The following is a 17188-nucleotide window of genomic DNA, read 5'->3' on the forward strand; positions in this document are numbered from 1 at the left end:
CGACTTGGGTCTGTAGCTCAGTTGGTTAGAGCACCGTCTTGATAAGGCGGGGGTCGTTGGTTCGAATCCAACCCGACCCACCAGTCCTCCAATGCCAGAGTTTTGGGGGTGTAGCTCAGCTGGGAGAGCGGCTGCTTTGCAAGCAGTAGGTAGCGGGTTCGAGTCCTGTCACCTCCACCAATTCTTTCGACAACAACAATAAAAAATCAACACCAAAGTGGCTTTGAAAGAGGCTATTTTGTTGTTGATCAAGATCTCTTGATCAATCGGCTGTTCTTTAAAAATTCATAGAGTCGAATCAGCGTTGCTGATGGAAACTGCACATTCGTAAAGGTTTAGTGCAGACCGTGCCATCAGCAACATAGAATTTTTGATTGCGTCAAATGAACATCAATTTCGAGTCATATCGAATTGAATGAATACGGCATAACGCGTCAGGTGAAAGACCTGACATATTCCTTGAGTGATTTTGTGTTTTGCCGAATTTGTTTGGTGAGACGTCAAAGTTATAGGGTCAAGTGAATAAGAGCACGTGGTGGATGCCTTGGCGATGATAGGCGACGAAGGACGTGATAGCCTGCGATAAGCTTCGGGGAGCTGGCAAATTAGCTTTGATCCGGAGATTTCCGAATGGGGAAACCCACCGAAAGGTATCGCATGATGAATACATAGTCATGCGAGGCGAACCGGGTGAACTGAAACATCTCAGTAGCTCGAGGAAAAGACATCAACCGAGATTCCGAAAGTAGTGGCGAGCGAAATCGGAAAAGCCTGTTAGTGATAGCACGACTCTTAACGGAACAGTTTGGAAAGACTGGCCATAGTGGGTGATAGCCCCGTACGTGAAAAGAGACGTGTGATACTAAGCTAACGACAAGTAGGGCGGGACACGAGAAATCCTGTCTGAATATGGGGGGACCATCCTCCAAGGCTAAATACTCATCATCGACCGATAGTGAACTAGTACCGTGAGGGAAAGGCGAAAAGAACCCCGGGAGGGGAGTGAAATAGATCCTGAAACCGCGTGCTTACAAAAAGTAGGAGCCTCGTAAGGGGTGACTGCGTACCTTTTGTATAATGGGTCAGCGACTTACATTCAGTGGCAAGGTTAACCGAATAGGGAAGCCGTAGAGAAATCGAGTCCGAATAGGGCGATCAGTCGCTGGGTGTAGACCCGAAACCAAGTGATCTATCCATGGCCAGGATGAAGGTGCCGTAACAGGTACTGGAGGTCCGAACCGACTAGTGTTGCAAAACTAGCGGATGAGCTGTGGATAGGGGTGAAAGGCTAAACAAACTTGGAAATAGCTGGTTCTCTCCGAAAACTATTTAGGTAGTGCCTCAAGTATTACCATCGGGGGTAGAGCACTGTTTTGGCTAGGGGGTCATGGCGACTTACCAAACCAAGGCAAACTCCGAATACCGATGAGTACAGCTTGGGAGACAGAGCACCGGGTGCTAACGTCCGGACTCAAGAGGGAAACAACCCAGACCGCCAGCTAAGGTCCCTAAAATTGGCTAAGTGGGAAACGAAGTGGGAAGGCTAAAACAGTCAGGATGTTGGCTTAGAAGCAGCCATCATTTAAAGAAAGCGTAATAGCTCACTGATCGAGTCGTCCTGCGCGGAAGATGTAACGGGGCTAAGCCAGTTACCGAAGCTGCGGATTTGCAATTTATTGCAAGTGGTAGGAGAGCGTTCTGTAAGCCTGTGAAGGTGCGTTGTAAAGCGTGCTGGAGGTATCAGAAGTGCGAATGCTGACATGAGTAGCGTTAAAGGGGGTGAAAAGCCCCCTCGCCGTAAGCGCAAGGTTTTCTACGCAACGTTCATCGGCGTAGAGTGAGTCGGCCCCTAAGGCGAGGCAGAGATGCGTAGCTGATGGGAAACAGGTCAATATTCCTGTACCGATTGTTAGTGCGATGTGGGGACGGATCTTAATAGGTTATCCGACTGTTGGATATGTCGGTTTAGATGGATGTAGGCGTACGTTAGGCAAATCCGGCGTACATATACCGAGGCCATTGATCGAGTGAGCTTGCTCATGAAGTAACTGAACGAGGTTCCAGGAAAAGCCACTAAGCTTCAGCTAACAACGACCGTACCGCAAACCGACACTGGTGCGCGAGATGAGTATTCTAAGGCGCTTGAGAGAACTCAGGAGAAGGAACTCGGCAAATTGACACCGTAACTTCGGAAGAAGGTGTGCCCTATTAGTGTGTAGTGAACAACGAAGCATGAATGGGTTGCAAAAAATCGGTGGCTGCGACTGTTTATTAAAAACACAGCACTCTGCAAACACGAAAGTGGACGTATAGGGTGTGACGCCTGCCCGGTGCTGGAAGATTAAATGATGGGGTGCAAGCTCTTGATTGAAGTCCCAGTAAACGGCGGCCGTAACTATAACGGTCCTAAGGTAGCGAAATTCCTTGTCGGGTAAGTTCCGACCTGCACGAATGGCGTAACGATGGCCACACTGTCTCCTCCTGAGACTCAGCGAAGTTGAAATGTTTGTGATGATGCAATCTCCCCGCGGAAAGACGGAAAGACCCCATGAACCTTTACTGTAGCTTTGTATTGGACTTTGAACAGATCTGTGTAGGATAGGTGGGAGGCTTTGAAGCAGGGTCGCTAGATCTTGTGGAGCCAACGTTGAAATACCACCCTGGTGTGTTTGAGGTTCTAACCTAGGTCCATTATCTGGATCGGGGACAGTGCATGGTAGGCAGTTTGACTGGGGCGGTCTCCTCCCAAAGCGTAACGGAGGAGTTCGAAGGTACGCTAGTTACGGTCGGACATCGTGACGATAGTGCAATGGCATAAGCGTGCTTAACTGCGAGACTGACAAGTCGAGCAGATGCGAAAGCAGGACATAGTGATCCGGTGGTTCTGTATGGAAGGGCCATCGCTCAACGGATAAAAGGTACTCTGGGGATAACAGGCTGATACCGCCCAAGAGTTCATATCGACGGCGGTGTTTGGCACCTCGATGTCGGCTCATCTCATCCTGGGGCTGTAGCCGGTCCCAAGGGTATGGCTGTTCGCCATTTAAAGAGGTACGTGAGCTGGGTTTAAAACGTCGTGAGACAGTTTGGTCCCTATCTTCCGTGGGCGCTGCAGATTTGAGGAAGCCTGCTCCTAGTACGAGAGGACCGGAGTGGACACACCTCTGGTGTATCGGTTGTCACGCCAGTGGCATTGCCGAGTAGCTAAGTGTGGAAGAGATAACCGCTGAAAGCATCTAAGCGGGAAACTCGTTTCAAGATGAGATCTGCCGGGGCCTTGAGCCCCCTGAAGAGTCGTTCAAGACCAGGACGTTGATAGGTCAGGTGTGGAAGCGCAGTAATGCGTTAAGCTAACTGATACTAATTGCTCGTGAGGCTTGACCCTATAACTTTGATCAGACTCCCTCACACGGAGTCGCGAATACAGATCAAGGTGTTATGCCAAGTTGACGCATTCAAAAAGTACCCTCAAAAGTACACAAAAGCTGATTCCAAACTCTATGAATTCGTTGTGTTGATCGCTCGATCAGCACAGCAACAAGTTATGCCTGATGACCATAGCGACGTGGTACCACTCCTTCCCATCCCGAACAGGACAGTGAAACGCGTCAGCGCCGATGATAGTGCGGGTTCCCGTGTGAAAGTAGGTCATCGTCAGGCTCTTACAGCCTAGAACGCCCAACCATCTGATGATGGTTGGGCTTTCTTTTCCAGCATCCTCATGTCGAGGTTGTTTTCTTGGGTTTGTTTCTTGCTTTGGTAGGAATCAAGTCGAAGAAAGCAAAGAATGCTGAAAATTGTTGACGGGTTAGAAAATAACGTGTCATAATCGAAGGCTTCGCTGAAACGAGTAGCTGGTTTGTCGCAAGACAGCAGCGAGTCGAAGAAAGCAAAAAAGTTTGACACTCTTTTGAAAAACGTGTTATGATCGAAGGCTTCGCTGATCGCAGCGAAGACAAGCAAACAGTAGATGTTTGCAGGTTCGTTAAAAATCTACAGCCGATAAGCGTGGGCGTTTGAAGGTTAATTGCCAAGTTCTTCGGAACAAAGTCGCAAGACTTTAAACGCTCATGAAGTAAAAAAGATGTGAAATTCAGAAATGAAGTTCATGTCAATTCCAATTTATGAGTTGCTCGAAAGAGCGAAAAAAATCAAGATCGAACTATAGAGTTTGATCCTGGCTCAGATTGAACGCTGGCGGCATGCCTTACACATGCAAGTCGAACGGCAGCACGGGAGCAATCCTGGTGGCGAGTGGCGAACGGGTGAGTAATACATCGGAACGTGCCCAATCGTGGGGGATAACGCAGCGAAAGCTGTGCTAATACCGCATACGATCTACGGATGAAAGCAGGGGACCGCAAGGCCTTGCGCGAATGGAGCGGCCGATGGCAGATTAGGTAGTTGGTGGGGTAAAGGCTCACCAAGCCAACGATCTGTAGCTGGTCTGAGAGGACGACCAGCCACACTGGGACTGAGACACGGCCCAGACTCCTACGGGAGGCAGCAGTGGGGAATTTTGGACAATGGGCGAAAGCCTGATCCAGCAATGCCGCGTGCAGGATGAAGGCCTTCGGGTTGTAAACTGCTTTTGTACGGAACGAAACGGTCTTTTCTAATAAAGAAGGCTAATGACGGTACCGTAAGAATAAGCACCGGCTAACTACGTGCCAGCAGCCGCGGTAATACGTAGGGTGCAAGCGTTAATCGGAATTACTGGGCGTAAAGCGTGCGCAGGCGGTTATGTAAGACAGTTGTGAAATCCCCGGGCTCAACCTGGGAATTGCATCTGTGACTGCATAGCTAGAGTACGGTAGAGGGGGATGGAATTCCGCGTGTAGCAGTGAAATGCGTAGATATGCGGAGGAACACCGATGGCGAAGGCAATCCCCTGGACCTGTACTGACGCTCATGCACGAAAGCGTGGGGAGCAAACAGGATTAGATACCCTGGTAGTCCACGCCCTAAACGATGTCAACTGGTTGTTGGGTCTTCACTGACTCAGTAACGAAGCTAACGCGTGAAGTTGACCGCCTGGGGAGTACGGCCGCAAGGTTGAAACTCAAAGGAATTGACGGGGACCCGCACAAGCGGTGGATGATGTGGTTTAATTCGATGCAACGCGAAAAACCTTACCCACCTTTGACATGTACGGAATTTTCCAGAGATGGATTAGTGCTCGAAAGAGAACCGTAACACAGGTGCTGCATGGCTGTCGTCAGCTCGTGTCGTGAGATGTTGGGTTAAGTCCCGCAACGAGCGCAACCCTTGTCATTAGTTGCTACATTTAGTTGGGCACTCTAATGAGACTGCCGGTGACAAACCGGAGGAAGGTGGGGATGACGTCAAGTCCTCATGGCCCTTATAGGTGGGGCTACACACGTCATACAATGGCTGGTACAAAGGGTTGCCAACCCGCGAGGGGGAGCTAATCCCATAAAACCAGTCGTAGTCCGGATCGCAGTCTGCAACTCGACTGCGTGAAGTCGGAATCGCTAGTAATCGTGGATCAGAATGTCACGGTGAATACGTTCCCGGGTCTTGTACACACCGCCCGTCACACCATGGGAGCGGGTTCTGCCAGAAGTAGTTAGCCTAACCGCAAGGAGGGCGATTACCACGGCAGGGTTCGTGACTGGGGTGAAGTCGTAACAAGGTAGCCGTATCGGAAGGTGCGGCTGGATCACCTCCTTTCTGGAAACAGCAATTTAATTTGAACGTCCACACTTATCGGTTGTTGGAAAAAGTCGCTAAGGCATGCATTCATGTTTGCTGAAGCGACCGACTTGGGTCTGTAGCTCAGTTGGTTAGAGCACCGTCTTGATAAGGCGGGGGTCGTTGGTTCGAATCCAACCCGACCCACCAGTCCTCCAATGCCAGAGTTTTGGGGGTGTAGCTCAGCTGGGAGAGCGGCTGCTTTGCAAGCAGTAGGTAGCGGGTTCGAGTCCTGTCACCTCCACCAATTCTTTCGACAACAACAATAAAAAATCAACACCAAAGTGGCTTTGAAAGAGGCTATTTTGTTGTTGATCAAGATCTCTTGATCAATCGGCTGTTCTTTAAAAATTCATAGAGTCGAATCAGCGTTGCTGATGGAAACTGCACATTCGTAAAGGTTTAGTGCAGACCGTGCCATCAGCAACATAGAATTTTTGATTGCGTCAAATGAACATCAATTTCGAGTCATATCGAATTGAATGAATACGGCATAACGCGTCAGGTGAAAGACCTGACATATTCCTTGAGTGATTTTGTGTTTTGCCGAATTTGTTTGGTGAGACGTCAAAGTTATAGGGTCAAGTGAATAAGAGCACGTGGTGGATGCCTTGGCGATGATAGGCGACGAAGGACGTGATAGCCTGCGATAAGCTTCGGGGAGCTGGCAAATTAGCTTTGATCCGGAGATTTCCGAATGGGGAAACCCACCGAAAGGTATCGCATGATGAATACATAGTCATGCGAGGCGAACCGGGTGAACTGAAACATCTCAGTAGCTCGAGGAAAAGACATCAACCGAGATTCCGAAAGTAGTGGCGAGCGAAATCGGAAAAGCCTGTTAGTGATAGCACGACTCTTAACGGAACAGTTTGGAAAGACTGGCCATAGTGGGTGATAGCCCCGTACGTGAAAAGAGACGTGTGATACTAAGCTAACGACAAGTAGGGCGGGACACGAGAAATCCTGTCTGAATATGGGGGGACCATCCTCCAAGGCTAAATACTCATCATCGACCGATAGTGAACTAGTACCGTGAGGGAAAGGCGAAAAGAACCCCGGGAGGGGAGTGAAATAGATCCTGAAACCGCGTGCTTACAAAAAGTAGGAGCCTCGTAAGGGGTGACTGCGTACCTTTTGTATAATGGGTCAGCGACTTACATTCAGTGGCAAGGTTAACCGAATAGGGAAGCCGTAGAGAAATCGAGTCCGAATAGGGCGATCAGTCGCTGGGTGTAGACCCGAAACCAAGTGATCTATCCATGGCCAGGATGAAGGTGCCGTAACAGGTACTGGAGGTCCGAACCGACTAGTGTTGCAAAACTAGCGGATGAGCTGTGGATAGGGGTGAAAGGCTAAACAAACTTGGAAATAGCTGGTTCTCTCCGAAAACTATTTAGGTAGTGCCTCAAGTATTACCATCGGGGGTAGAGCACTGTTTTGGCTAGGGGGTCATGGCGACTTACCAAACCAAGGCAAACTCCGAATACCGATGAGTACAGCTTGGGAGACAGAGCACCGGGTGCTAACGTCCGGACTCAAGAGGGAAACAACCCAGACCGCCAGCTAAGGTCCCTAAAATTGGCTAAGTGGGAAACGAAGTGGGAAGGCTAAAACAGTCAGGATGTTGGCTTAGAAGCAGCCATCATTTAAAGAAAGCGTAATAGCTCACTGATCGAGTCGTCCTGCGCGGAAGATGTAACGGGGCTAAGCCAGTTACCGAAGCTGCGGATTTGCAATTTATTGCAAGTGGTAGGAGAGCGTTCTGTAAGCCTGTGAAGGTGCGTTGTAAAGCGTGCTGGAGGTATCAGAAGTGCGAATGCTGACATGAGTAGCGTTAAAGGGGGTGAAAAGCCCCCTCGCCGTAAGCGCAAGGTTTTCTACGCAACGTTCATCGGCGTAGAGTGAGTCGGCCCCTAAGGCGAGGCAGAGATGCGTAGCTGATGGGAAACAGGTCAATATTCCTGTACCGATTGTTAGTGCGATGTGGGGACGGATCTTAATAGGTTATCCGACTGTTGGATATGTCGGTTTAGATGGATGTAGGCGTACGTTAGGCAAATCCGGCGTACATATACCGAGGCCATTGATCGAGTGAGCTTGCTCATGAAGTAACTGAACGAGGTTCCAGGAAAAGCCACTAAGCTTCAGCTAACAACGACCGTACCGCAAACCGACACTGGTGCGCGAGATGAGTATTCTAAGGCGCTTGAGAGAACTCAGGAGAAGGAACTCGGCAAATTGACACCGTAACTTCGGAAGAAGGTGTGCCCTATTAGTGTGTAGTGAACAACGAAGCATGAATGGGTTGCAAAAAATCGGTGGCTGCGACTGTTTATTAAAAACACAGCACTCTGCAAACACGAAAGTGGACGTATAGGGTGTGACGCCTGCCCGGTGCTGGAAGATTAAATGATGGGGTGCAAGCTCTTGATTGAAGTCCCAGTAAACGGCGGCCGTAACTATAACGGTCCTAAGGTAGCGAAATTCCTTGTCGGGTAAGTTCCGACCTGCACGAATGGCGTAACGATGGCCACACTGTCTCCTCCTGAGACTCAGCGAAGTTGAAATGTTTGTGATGATGCAATCTCCCCGCGGAAAGACGGAAAGACCCCATGAACCTTTACTGTAGCTTTGTATTGGACTTTGAACAGATCTGTGTAGGATAGGTGGGAGGCTTTGAAGCAGGGTCGCTAGATCTTGTGGAGCCAACGTTGAAATACCACCCTGGTGTGTTTGAGGTTCTAACCTAGGTCCATTATCTGGATCGGGGACAGTGCATGGTAGGCAGTTTGACTGGGGCGGTCTCCTCCCAAAGCGTAACGGAGGAGTTCGAAGGTACGCTAGTTACGGTCGGACATCGTGACGATAGTGCAATGGCATAAGCGTGCTTAACTGCGAGACTGACAAGTCGAGCAGATGCGAAAGCAGGACATAGTGATCCGGTGGTTCTGTATGGAAGGGCCATCGCTCAACGGATAAAAGGTACTCTGGGGATAACAGGCTGATACCGCCCAAGAGTTCATATCGACGGCGGTGTTTGGCACCTCGATGTCGGCTCATCTCATCCTGGGGCTGTAGCCGGTCCCAAGGGTATGGCTGTTCGCCATTTAAAGAGGTACGTGAGCTGGGTTTAAAACGTCGTGAGACAGTTTGGTCCCTATCTTCCGTGGGCGCTGCAGATTTGAGGAAGCCTGCTCCTAGTACGAGAGGACCGGAGTGGACACACCTCTGGTGTATCGGTTGTCACGCCAGTGGCATTGCCGAGTAGCTAAGTGTGGAAGAGATAACCGCTGAAAGCATCTAAGCGGGAAACTCGTTTCAAGATGAGATCTGCCGGGGCCTTGAGCCCCCTGAAGAGTCGTTCAAGACCAGGACGTTGATAGGTCAGGTGTGGAAGCGCAGTAATGCGTTAAGCTAACTGATACTAATTGCTCGTGAGGCTTGACCCTATAACTTTGATCAGACTCCCTCACACGGAGTCGCGAATACAGATCAAGGTGTTATGCCAAGTTGACGCATTCAAAAAGTACCCTCAAAAGTACACAAAAGCTGATTCCAAACTCTATGAATTCGTTGTGTTGATCGCTCGATCAGCACAGCAACAAGTTATGCCTGATGACCATAGCGACGTGGTACCACTCCTTCCCATCCCGAACAGGACAGTGAAACGCGTCAGCGCCGATGATAGTGCGGGTTCCCGTGTGAAAGTAGGTCATCGTCAGGCTCTTACAGCCTAGAACGCCCAACCATCTGATGATGGTTGGGCTTTCTTCATTTGTGCTTTCAGATTGCGAATCTTGATTAGACGTCGCCGTATCTGATCAGCTTTATTGTTTTCCAATCAATGTGTGTGCCAGTTGCAGCGTGTGCAGAGCCCTGGGTGTGCACTGTTGGCGTTGACGCCGACCAGGCTATCCTGCGTACGCTCAACCTTCGTCTCAGAAGACGCAGAAACGCCACGATTTGCTGATCTTCGGTCCGGATGTGCATATTTATTCCGACTTAAGAAACTGGTATCTTGGTAAATTGGTGAAAACCCTTATATTTGAGCCATGCATCCCGCAAAGGCTTTCTTCCTCGCCTCCATCGGCGTTGGCACATCCCTGAACCTAGCAGTCATCGATGCGCAACCGCGTGGTCGTGCGGGGACATCATCGTCGCTGATGGTGCCCATCCGCTCGATCGGTCCACGTGAGCGCGAGAGGGTCAAACGCCATCTGCTGGCCTTGACTCCGGGAGATCGCTATCTGCGTTTCGGTTATGCGGCTTCCGACGAGCAGATCGGACGCTATGTCGAGGCGCTTGATTTCGAGCGCGACGAGCTGTTCGGCATTTACAACCGCAAACTCAATTTGATTGCGATGGCGCACGTCGCTTTCGCGCCGCCCGACCAATACAGCGATTGTGCAGAGTTTGGTGTCTCGGTGGCCGCACATGCACGGGGACGTGGTTATGGTGCACGGCTCTTTGAGCGTGCGGTAGTCGTTGCCCGCAACGAGGGCGTCGGCATGCTGTTCATCCATGCGCTTAGCGAGAACGCTGCAATGCTCAAGATTGCGCGCAAGGCGGGAGCGACGGTGGTGAGAAGCGGTTCGGAGTCCGAGGCCCATCTTGAGCTGCCTTCGGCGACTCTGGACAGCCGCATGAGCGAGATCGCGCTTGCTCAGTTTGCGGAAGTCGACTATCAGATCAAGAACAGAGCAAAGCAATTCTGGTCTTTTCTCGCGAGCATCCAGGAAGTGCGAAGTGGCATACGTGCTGCTCGCGAAAAATCGGCTCCTTGAGAGCTTTAGTCGCTCGCTTTCGCAGGCGATTTGCAATCCGTTATCCTTCACGCTTCCCAACTCCGCCCTGCCGCAGTGGCCGAACCTCACTCAGACCGCATACCCGTTGAACGGGAAGACAAACGCAGCTTTCTTCAAAAACTTGCAGAATTCATCCATCCTGGACCGGATTCTCGAGACGAGCTGATTGAAACACTGGCCGATGCCGAGGACAACGATGTAATCGGTCCCGAATCGCGCGTCATGCTCGAAGGTGTCCTGCGGATGGCAGACATGACTGCCGGCGACGTCATGGTTGCTGCGCCGCGCATGGATCTGGTCGATATCGACTCTCCCTACGATGCGCTGCTACATGTCGTGATCGACACGGCACATTCTCGCTTCCCGGTGTACGAGGGCGAAAAGGAAAACATCATCGGCATCCTTCTCGCGAAGGATCTGCTCAAGCTGCAGCGTTCGCCAAGTCTGAACATTCGCGCGTTGTTGCGACCTGCTGCGTTCGTTCCGGAGAGCAAAGGCCTGAACGATGTGCTGCATGATTTCCGGGGCAATCGCAACCACTTGGCGATCGTCATCGATGAATTCGGGCGCGTTGCCGGACTGATCACCATCGAAGATGTTCTGGAGCAGATCGTCGGCGAGATCGAGGACGAATTCGACATCGCCGAGGATGCGGGCGATATCTTCGGGCTGGCGGATCACACCTATCGCGTCTCGGGAGATACGCCGATCGAGCGTGTTGCGGAAGCGTTCGGCATTACCTTCGACGCCGACGCATTGACAGAGGATTTCGACACGATTGGAGGTCTCATCGCGCACGAGATGGGCCATGTGCCGAAAAAGGGCGAGCACCACGCACTTGGCGGATTCGACTTTGTCGTACTGCATACGAAGGGCGGCGCAGTGCGCTGGTTCCGCGTCTCTCCCGCACGCGGCAGCGATACCTCGGACTGAGCGCCTGTCGATGGCCAGTTCAAGCGGAGGCGCGCCGGGTGAGCGCATGTTCGGACGCTTGGCTCTGTTTGGCTCGGCCGGACTCATGCAGGCCGCCTCGACTGCAGCGCCCTGGAACGGGCAGCCGCTCTGGTGGCTGCAACTGCTTTCCCTTGCGTTGCTGGTCTGGCTGCTGGACGGCCTGCGCGCAACATCGTCGTCCGGTCGCACAGAGCAATTCACCCCACGCGACGCACGCTGGCGCGTCGGATTGCTTGGCAGTTGGCTCTTCGCCACGGCTTGGCTGTGCGGCACATTCTGGTGGCTGTTCGTTTCTCTCCACACCTACGGTGGCCTCGCTGCGCCGTTGGCTGTCACTGCGATATTGGCGCTCGCGGCAGGGCTCGCGCTTTATTACGCCCTCGCATGCAGTTTCTACGTCGCATACGCGCCCAAGAGCCGTTCCGGCGCCGCAATGCTCTTCGCTGCGTTGTGGACGCTTGGCGAGTTGCTGCGCGGAAGCTGGTTTACAGGATTCCCATGGGGCGCCGGCGGCTACGCGCATGTCGATGGTCCCTTGGGGCGCTACGCGCCGTGGCTGGGCGTCTATGGCATCGGCGCCGTGGCAGCGGCAATAGCGGCATTGGCCACGAGCGGCCTTGTTGGCGCGATCATCGACAGCCGATCTGCGCGCGACCGGCGCCCGGCAATCCAGGCGACGCTTGCCTCCGCCGCTCTGATCGCCGTTCTTGTCGGCGCGCCCTCGATCCTCGATCTGCTGCGCACACCTGTCGACGCGCCGCTGCTGGCACGTGGACGCTTGACGGTCGCGCTGCTGCAGGGAAACATTCCGCAGGACGAGAAGTTTGTTCCAGGCGGCGGCATTGCCACGGCATTGCGCTGGTATGGCGACGAACTGCGCGATGCCACCGCGCCCCTGGTCATCACGCCGGAAACCGCCTTGCCCGTGCTGCCGTCTCAATTGCCGCCGGGCTATCTCGATGCGATCACTGCGCGTTACGTCAGTGGCAATCAGGCAGCCATCATCGGCTTACCGCTGCGATTCGAAGAGGCCGGCTCGGGTGGTGCGGCGCTTTCCGTGAGCTATCGCAACGCCGTACTCGGCTTCCAGCCGCAAGTCGCCGGCAGCTTGACCCCGGCGACGCCATACCGCTACGACAAGCACCATCTCGTTCCCTTCGGTGAGTTCGTTCCGGGCATGTTTCGCTGGTTCACCGACCTGATGAATATCCCGCTGGGCGATTTCCGAAGCGGCGGTCTCGCGCAGGCGCCATTTGTCTGGATGGGGCAGCGCATCGCGCCGAACATCTGCTACGAGGATCTGTTCGGCGACGAGATCGGCGCCAACTTCCGCGACGCAGCCAGCGCGCCGACGATGCTGCTCAACGTCAGCAACATCGCCTGGTTCGGCGACACGGTTGCCATCGACCAGCATCTCGCCATCTCGCGGATGCGGGCGCTTGAATTCGAGCGCCCGATGGTGCGCGCCACCAACACCGGCGCCACGGTGGTGATCGACCATCTGGGCCGCGTCACGCACGCATTGCCGCGACTGACCCGTGGTGTGCTGGTCGCCGACGTCGAGGGGCGGAGCGGCATCACGCCGTTTGCATGGTGGGTTTCAAGATTCGGGTTGTGGCCGCTCTGGGGCTTTTCACTGCTGACGATCGCCGCGGCTTTCGCGGTCGGAATGCGCCGCCGGGCCTGATCCGGTTCCTGCATGGATCGATGCCGGCTTGGCATCGATCGTGCATGGGCGATGACCGGAGCACCTGTATCGTTCCGCGGCTTCTCTCGAAGCCTTTCCCGTTTCCTTTCCAAATCAGGAGCTATCCCATGCATTTCTCAACCCGCATGCGCGCCTTCGCGGCGACTGCCGTGCTGCTCGCCGCGAGCGCGATCGCCCAGGCGCAGACCGCCGCCGCGCCTGCTGCACCGGCGACATTGCCCAACGTCGTGATCCTTGCGACCGGCGGCACCATCGCCGGCGCCGGCGCCTCGGCCATCAACAGCGCGACCTACGCTGCAGCCAAGGTCGGCGTCGACAAGCTCATCGCCGGACTGCCAGAGCTGGGCAAGGTCGCCAACGTCAAGGGTGAACAGGTGTTCCAGGTCGCTTCCGAAAGCCTGACCAACGACAACCTCCTCACGCTGGCTAAGCGCGTCTCGGCGCTGGCCAAGCAACCCGACGTCGACGGCATCGTGATCACCCACGGTACCGACACCGTCGAGGAAACCGCCTACTTCCTGACGCTCACCGTCCACACCAACAAGCCGATCGTGATGGTCGCCTCGATGCGTCCGGGCACCGCACTCTCGGCCGACGGCGCGCTCAACCTGTTCGACGCCGTGAGCGTCGCCGGCAGCAAGGACGCGATGGGCAAGGGCGTGCTGCTGACCATGAACGACAGCATCGAGAGCGGTCGCGACGTCAGCAAGAACTTCAACATCAAGCCGAGCGCATTCGTCAGCCAGTGGGGCTCGCTCGGCATGGTCGTCGAAGGCCGCAACTACTGGTTCCGCGCACCGGTCAAGCGCCACACCATGAATTCGGAGTTCGACATCGACACCATCACGTCGTTGCCGGCTGTCGAGATCGCCATGGGTTACGAAGGCGTGGCCTCGACAGCCATCGACGCGCTCGGCAAGAGCGGCATCAAGGCGCTGGTCCACGGCGGTCCGGGCAACGGCTCCGTGGCCGACCGCATCGTTCCCAGCCTGCAGAAAGTGCGCGCCGACGGCATCGTCGTGATCCGCGCCTCGCGCGTGCCAGACGGCTTCGTGCTGCGCAATGCCGAGCAGCCGGACGACAAGTACGACTGGGTCGTCGCACACGACCTGCGCCCGCAGAAGGCACGCATCCTGGCGATGGTCGCGATGACCAAGACCAGCGACACGAAAGAACTTCAGCGCATCTTCTGGGAATATTGATCGGCCGTGGCTATGCGGGACGGCGCGCACGACGCCGTTCCGCATACCCGATGCTGGCGATGCACACCGCCAGCCACGTCCCGCCCGACAACAATCCGGCGGCCACGTCGCTGGCGAAATGCACCTGCAGGAAGATGCGGCTGCAGGCCGTGGTGAGAACGATGGCGATGGCCGCCATCACTGCAGCAACGTGCCAGCGTGGCGGCAGCAGCCTCAGCGCCAGATACGCGAGCATTCCGTAAGTCACCATCGCGCCCGAGCTGTGACCGCTCGGGAAGCTGAAACCGGTGGCTGCGGCAAATCCGTGGTCGTGCAGCGGCCGGACGCGCGCGAAAATCTCCTTCAGCCATGGATTCAGCAGACCGTTGCCGGCCAGCGTCAGTAGCCAGCCCAGCATCAGCGCCTTCTGTCGCATCCGCCAAAGCACTCCGGCGACGACCAGTGCCAGCACGATCAGCACCGACGGGTCGCCGACATGCGTGAATACACTGAAAAATCTCAGCGCCGCACGCGGCAAGGTCGCGCCGATGGCATCCGCCAACGCCTGGTCCGCCAGTCCCAGCGTTCGGTCGGGGCCGATCTGTCGTGCAATCCATGCAAAAGCGCTTGCTGCGAGCACGACGCCGCCGAAACCCGCCACCAGGTTGAGGACGATGCGCGGCGCTTTCTTCTCTTCGCTGGCTTCGCGTGCGGCCATTCGTCGGTTTCTCGCGGCACACAGCAGGCCTCCGCCAAGCATTGCGACCATCAGGAGCGCAAGAAAAGTCGTCAGCGCATGGGGCCCGACGCGTTGAGCAAGCTCGACCAGTGCAGACGTTTCGTTCATCTGACGCGGCCCTGGCTGTCGGTCGCGTCCAGTACCAGCGGATGCAGGTCGGCGCGAGCAAAGCAGTCGCCATCGGCCGAATAGTCCCAGCGTTCGACCACGCAGGCGCGTCCCGATGCGTCTTGGCCGTTTTCCGTCGTCGGCAGCTGCCGGATCAGGTTCACCGAATTCGGCGCGCCCGAGCGCACGCGACTGGACACGGCCGTGCCGGCCTGCACCGCCCAGAGCGCGCGCGGACAGTCGGAGACCTCGTTCTGCAGCGGCTTGACGAAGGGCAGGTGAATGTGTCCGCCGAGCACCAGGTCGGCGCCGGCCTCCGACCAGCGCCTCACCGCCGCATCGCGTCCGTGCAGACGGTTGGACGCATCCTCCGCCCGCGTCACCATCACCGGCTGGTGCGTGACGACGACGCGCACCTGGCCCGGTTGCGCACGCGCGAGGCGCTTCGCCACCTGTTCGATCTGTGCATCGGACACTTCGCCGTCTTCATGCCGATACCAGCGCGTGGTGTTGGTGCCGATCACCAGCCATGTCGCGGATTCGAAAACCGGCGCCATGTCTTCGCCAAATGCTTCCGAATACCGCGCATACGGCGAGAGCAGCCGGGCGCCGATCTGGAACAGCGGTATGTCGTGATTGCCTGGAATGGCGACGATGTTGGCGATGCCCAGGCGGTCGACGAAAGCGCGCGCCGCGTCGAACTGCCGACGGGTCGCGCGCTGCGTGATGTCGCCCGAGAGCACCAGCACATCCGGCGCCTGTTCCTGTGCGAGGCGTTCGAGCGCCTGCACGACGACGGGTACCTCGGTGCCGAAGTGCGGATCGGAAATTTGCAGCAGCAGCGGCGCACGCTTCATTTCTTTGCCGCCTCCAGCTCGGGTGCGACCTGCGGGCGAATCAGCCAGAGCGAGTCCGGCGCGACACGGAACACCAGCGGCATGTCGAGCCAGCCGAGCTCTCCGTCGGTGGCGACCTTAACCCGGCTGTTCTTCTTGGATTTGCCAGGTTTCCCGGGTTTGCCCGGCTTGTGCGATTGACGGGGCTCTACCGTCAGGGTCTCGAATGCAAAACTGCTCACGTTGCCGGCACCGCCCATCTTGCCGAACATGCCGCGCAGAAGGAGCCCGGCCAGCCCGAATCCACCCACCGGCTTGACGGCCACCGCCGCCAGCAGGCGTTCGTTCTCCAGCTGCTCCGCTTCGGGAAAGCCGACCTGGCGCAACTGCAGCGGGTTGTTGCCGACGAAAAGCGTCGGCGTGCGGATGTCGCGCCGCTCGCCATGAAAGTCCAGATGCAGATCCCACTGGCGATGGCCTTTGAAAAGCATCATCACCGCGGCACCGAATGCGATGGCACGGCTGCGTCCGTATTCGCGCTTCACGGCCTCGCGCTCTTCCAGCAACTCTGCGTACAGGCCCATGCTCGCGTTCACCAGAAACACGCGGTCGTTGACCATTCCGACCTGGACTTCGCGCGGCGACTCCGTCAGCAGCACTTCCAGCGCGGCTTCGGTTTCGGCAGGGATGCCGTTCGCCCGGCTGAAGTAATTGAAGGTTCCTTGCGGAAGCACGCCGAAGACACAACCGCTTCCAAGCGTCGCCTGTGCCACCGTGTTGATCGTGCCGTCGCCGCCCGCCGCGACCACGATGCCGCCCTGCGCCTTCGCGCATTCCACAGCCTCCGTCGCCAGCGACCTGATCTTTCCCGGACCGTCGACCAGGAAGATCCGGTGGTGTCGTCCGGCTGCGTCGCAGGTTCTCTCGATCGTCTGTCGAACTTCGTCGGTGTCGGACTTGCCCGAGCCGGCGTTGAGGACGATGAATAGCGGCGATGAAGGACCTATGGGAGGAGCGTCGGAGGCAGTCATGGAATCAGGGTAGATCAGGTGGCGCGAAAGCGGTCTTTATGTCGAACCCCTGCCGGGTCGCGCAGCAGGCGACGCCCCGGTTGACTGTGGGAGAGCACGGACAGGCGC

7 protein-coding genes, 4 tRNA genes and 5 rRNA genes are annotated in these 17188 nt (G+C 55.8%); 13 read left to right on the forward strand and 3 right to left on the reverse strand.

Features of this window, described 5'->3' with window-relative positions; all coding sequences use genetic code 11:
- Window positions 1-6: 6 nt before the first annotated feature.
- The 13 genes from ACSFA3_RS19360 (at window position 7) to ACSFA3_RS19420 (ending at window position 14387) form a co-directional block, all read left to right on the forward strand.
- Window positions 7-83 (forward strand) — tRNA-Ile (locus ACSFA3_RS19360).
- Window positions 84-104: 21 nt separating this feature from the next.
- Window positions 105-180: transfer RNA gene (locus ACSFA3_RS19365), tRNA-Ala, on the forward strand.
- A 332-nt stretch (window positions 181-512) separates the two neighbouring features.
- Window positions 513-3385 (forward strand): 23S ribosomal RNA (locus tag ACSFA3_RS19370).
- Between the two features lie 162 nt (window positions 3386-3547).
- Window positions 3548-3660: ribosomal RNA gene (rrf, locus tag ACSFA3_RS19375) — 5S ribosomal RNA — on the forward strand.
- A gap of 499 nt (window positions 3661-4159) precedes the next feature.
- Window positions 4160-5694: ribosomal RNA gene (locus tag ACSFA3_RS19380) — 16S ribosomal RNA — on the forward strand.
- Window positions 5695-5788: 94 nt separating this feature from the next.
- Window positions 5789-5865 (forward strand) — tRNA-Ile (locus ACSFA3_RS19385).
- A 21-nt stretch (window positions 5866-5886) separates the two neighbouring features.
- Window positions 5887-5962, forward strand: a tRNA-Ala gene (locus ACSFA3_RS19390).
- A gap of 332 nt (window positions 5963-6294) precedes the next feature.
- Window positions 6295-9167 (forward strand): 23S ribosomal RNA (locus ACSFA3_RS19395).
- 162 nt (window positions 9168-9329) lie between these two features.
- A 5S ribosomal RNA gene (rrf, locus tag ACSFA3_RS19400) occupies window positions 9330-9442 on the forward strand.
- The 16S, 23S and 5S rRNA genes sit together here with 4 tRNA genes alongside, the layout of an rRNA operon.
- A 328-nt stretch (window positions 9443-9770) precedes the next feature.
- Window positions 9771-10502: a GNAT family N-acetyltransferase gene (locus tag ACSFA3_RS19405; RefSeq protein ID WP_435507127.1), complete on the forward strand. Its 732-nt coding sequence runs from the start codon at window positions 9771-9773 to the stop codon at window positions 10500-10502.
- Window positions 10503-10577: 75 nt separating this feature from the next.
- The gene (locus tag ACSFA3_RS19410) at window positions 10578-11456 is read left to right on the forward strand and encodes an HlyC/CorC family transporter (protein ID WP_435507128.1); all 879 of its coding nucleotides are present in this window, start codon (window positions 10578-10580) and stop codon (window positions 11454-11456) included.
- A 46-nt stretch (window positions 11457-11502) separates the two neighbouring features.
- The gene (lnt, locus tag ACSFA3_RS19415; protein ID WP_435507388.1) at window positions 11503-13164 is read left to right on the forward strand and encodes an apolipoprotein N-acyltransferase; all 1662 of its coding nucleotides are present in this window, start codon (window positions 11503-11505) and stop codon (window positions 13162-13164) included.
- Between the two features lie 128 nt (window positions 13165-13292).
- Window positions 13293-14387: a type II asparaginase gene (locus ACSFA3_RS19420; protein WP_435507129.1), complete on the forward strand. Its 1095-nt coding sequence runs from the start codon at window positions 13293-13295 to the stop codon at window positions 14385-14387.
- Window positions 14388-14397: 10 nt separating this feature from the next.
- Here the strand turns inward: ACSFA3_RS19420 and ACSFA3_RS19425 are convergent, their stop codons facing one another.
- Genes ACSFA3_RS19425 through ACSFA3_RS19435 form a run of 3 tightly spaced genes read right to left on the reverse strand, consistent with a single transcriptional unit; the run spans window position 14398 to window position 17080 of the window.
- On the reverse strand, window positions 14398-15213 hold the full coding sequence (locus ACSFA3_RS19425) for a phosphatase PAP2 family protein (protein WP_435507130.1): 816 nt from the start codon (window positions 15211-15213) through the stop codon (window positions 14398-14400).
- The gene (locus ACSFA3_RS19430) at window positions 15210-16070 is read right to left on the reverse strand and encodes a metallophosphoesterase family protein (protein ID WP_435507131.1); all 861 of its coding nucleotides are present in this window, start codon (window positions 16068-16070) and stop codon (window positions 15210-15212) included. Before ACSFA3_RS19430 ends, ACSFA3_RS19425 begins: the two co-directional genes overlap by 4 nt.
- The gene (locus ACSFA3_RS19435; RefSeq protein WP_435507132.1) at window positions 16067-17080 is read right to left on the reverse strand and encodes a diacylglycerol/lipid kinase family protein; all 1014 of its coding nucleotides are present in this window, start codon (window positions 17078-17080) and stop codon (window positions 16067-16069) included. The genes ACSFA3_RS19430 and ACSFA3_RS19435 overlap by 4 nt, the downstream gene beginning before the upstream one ends.
- Between the last annotated feature and the right edge of the window lie 108 nt (window positions 17081-17188).

The organism is Variovorax glucosi (genome assembly GCF_051216695.1).
GTDB lineage: Bacteria > Pseudomonadota > Gammaproteobacteria > Burkholderiales > Burkholderiaceae_C > Variovorax.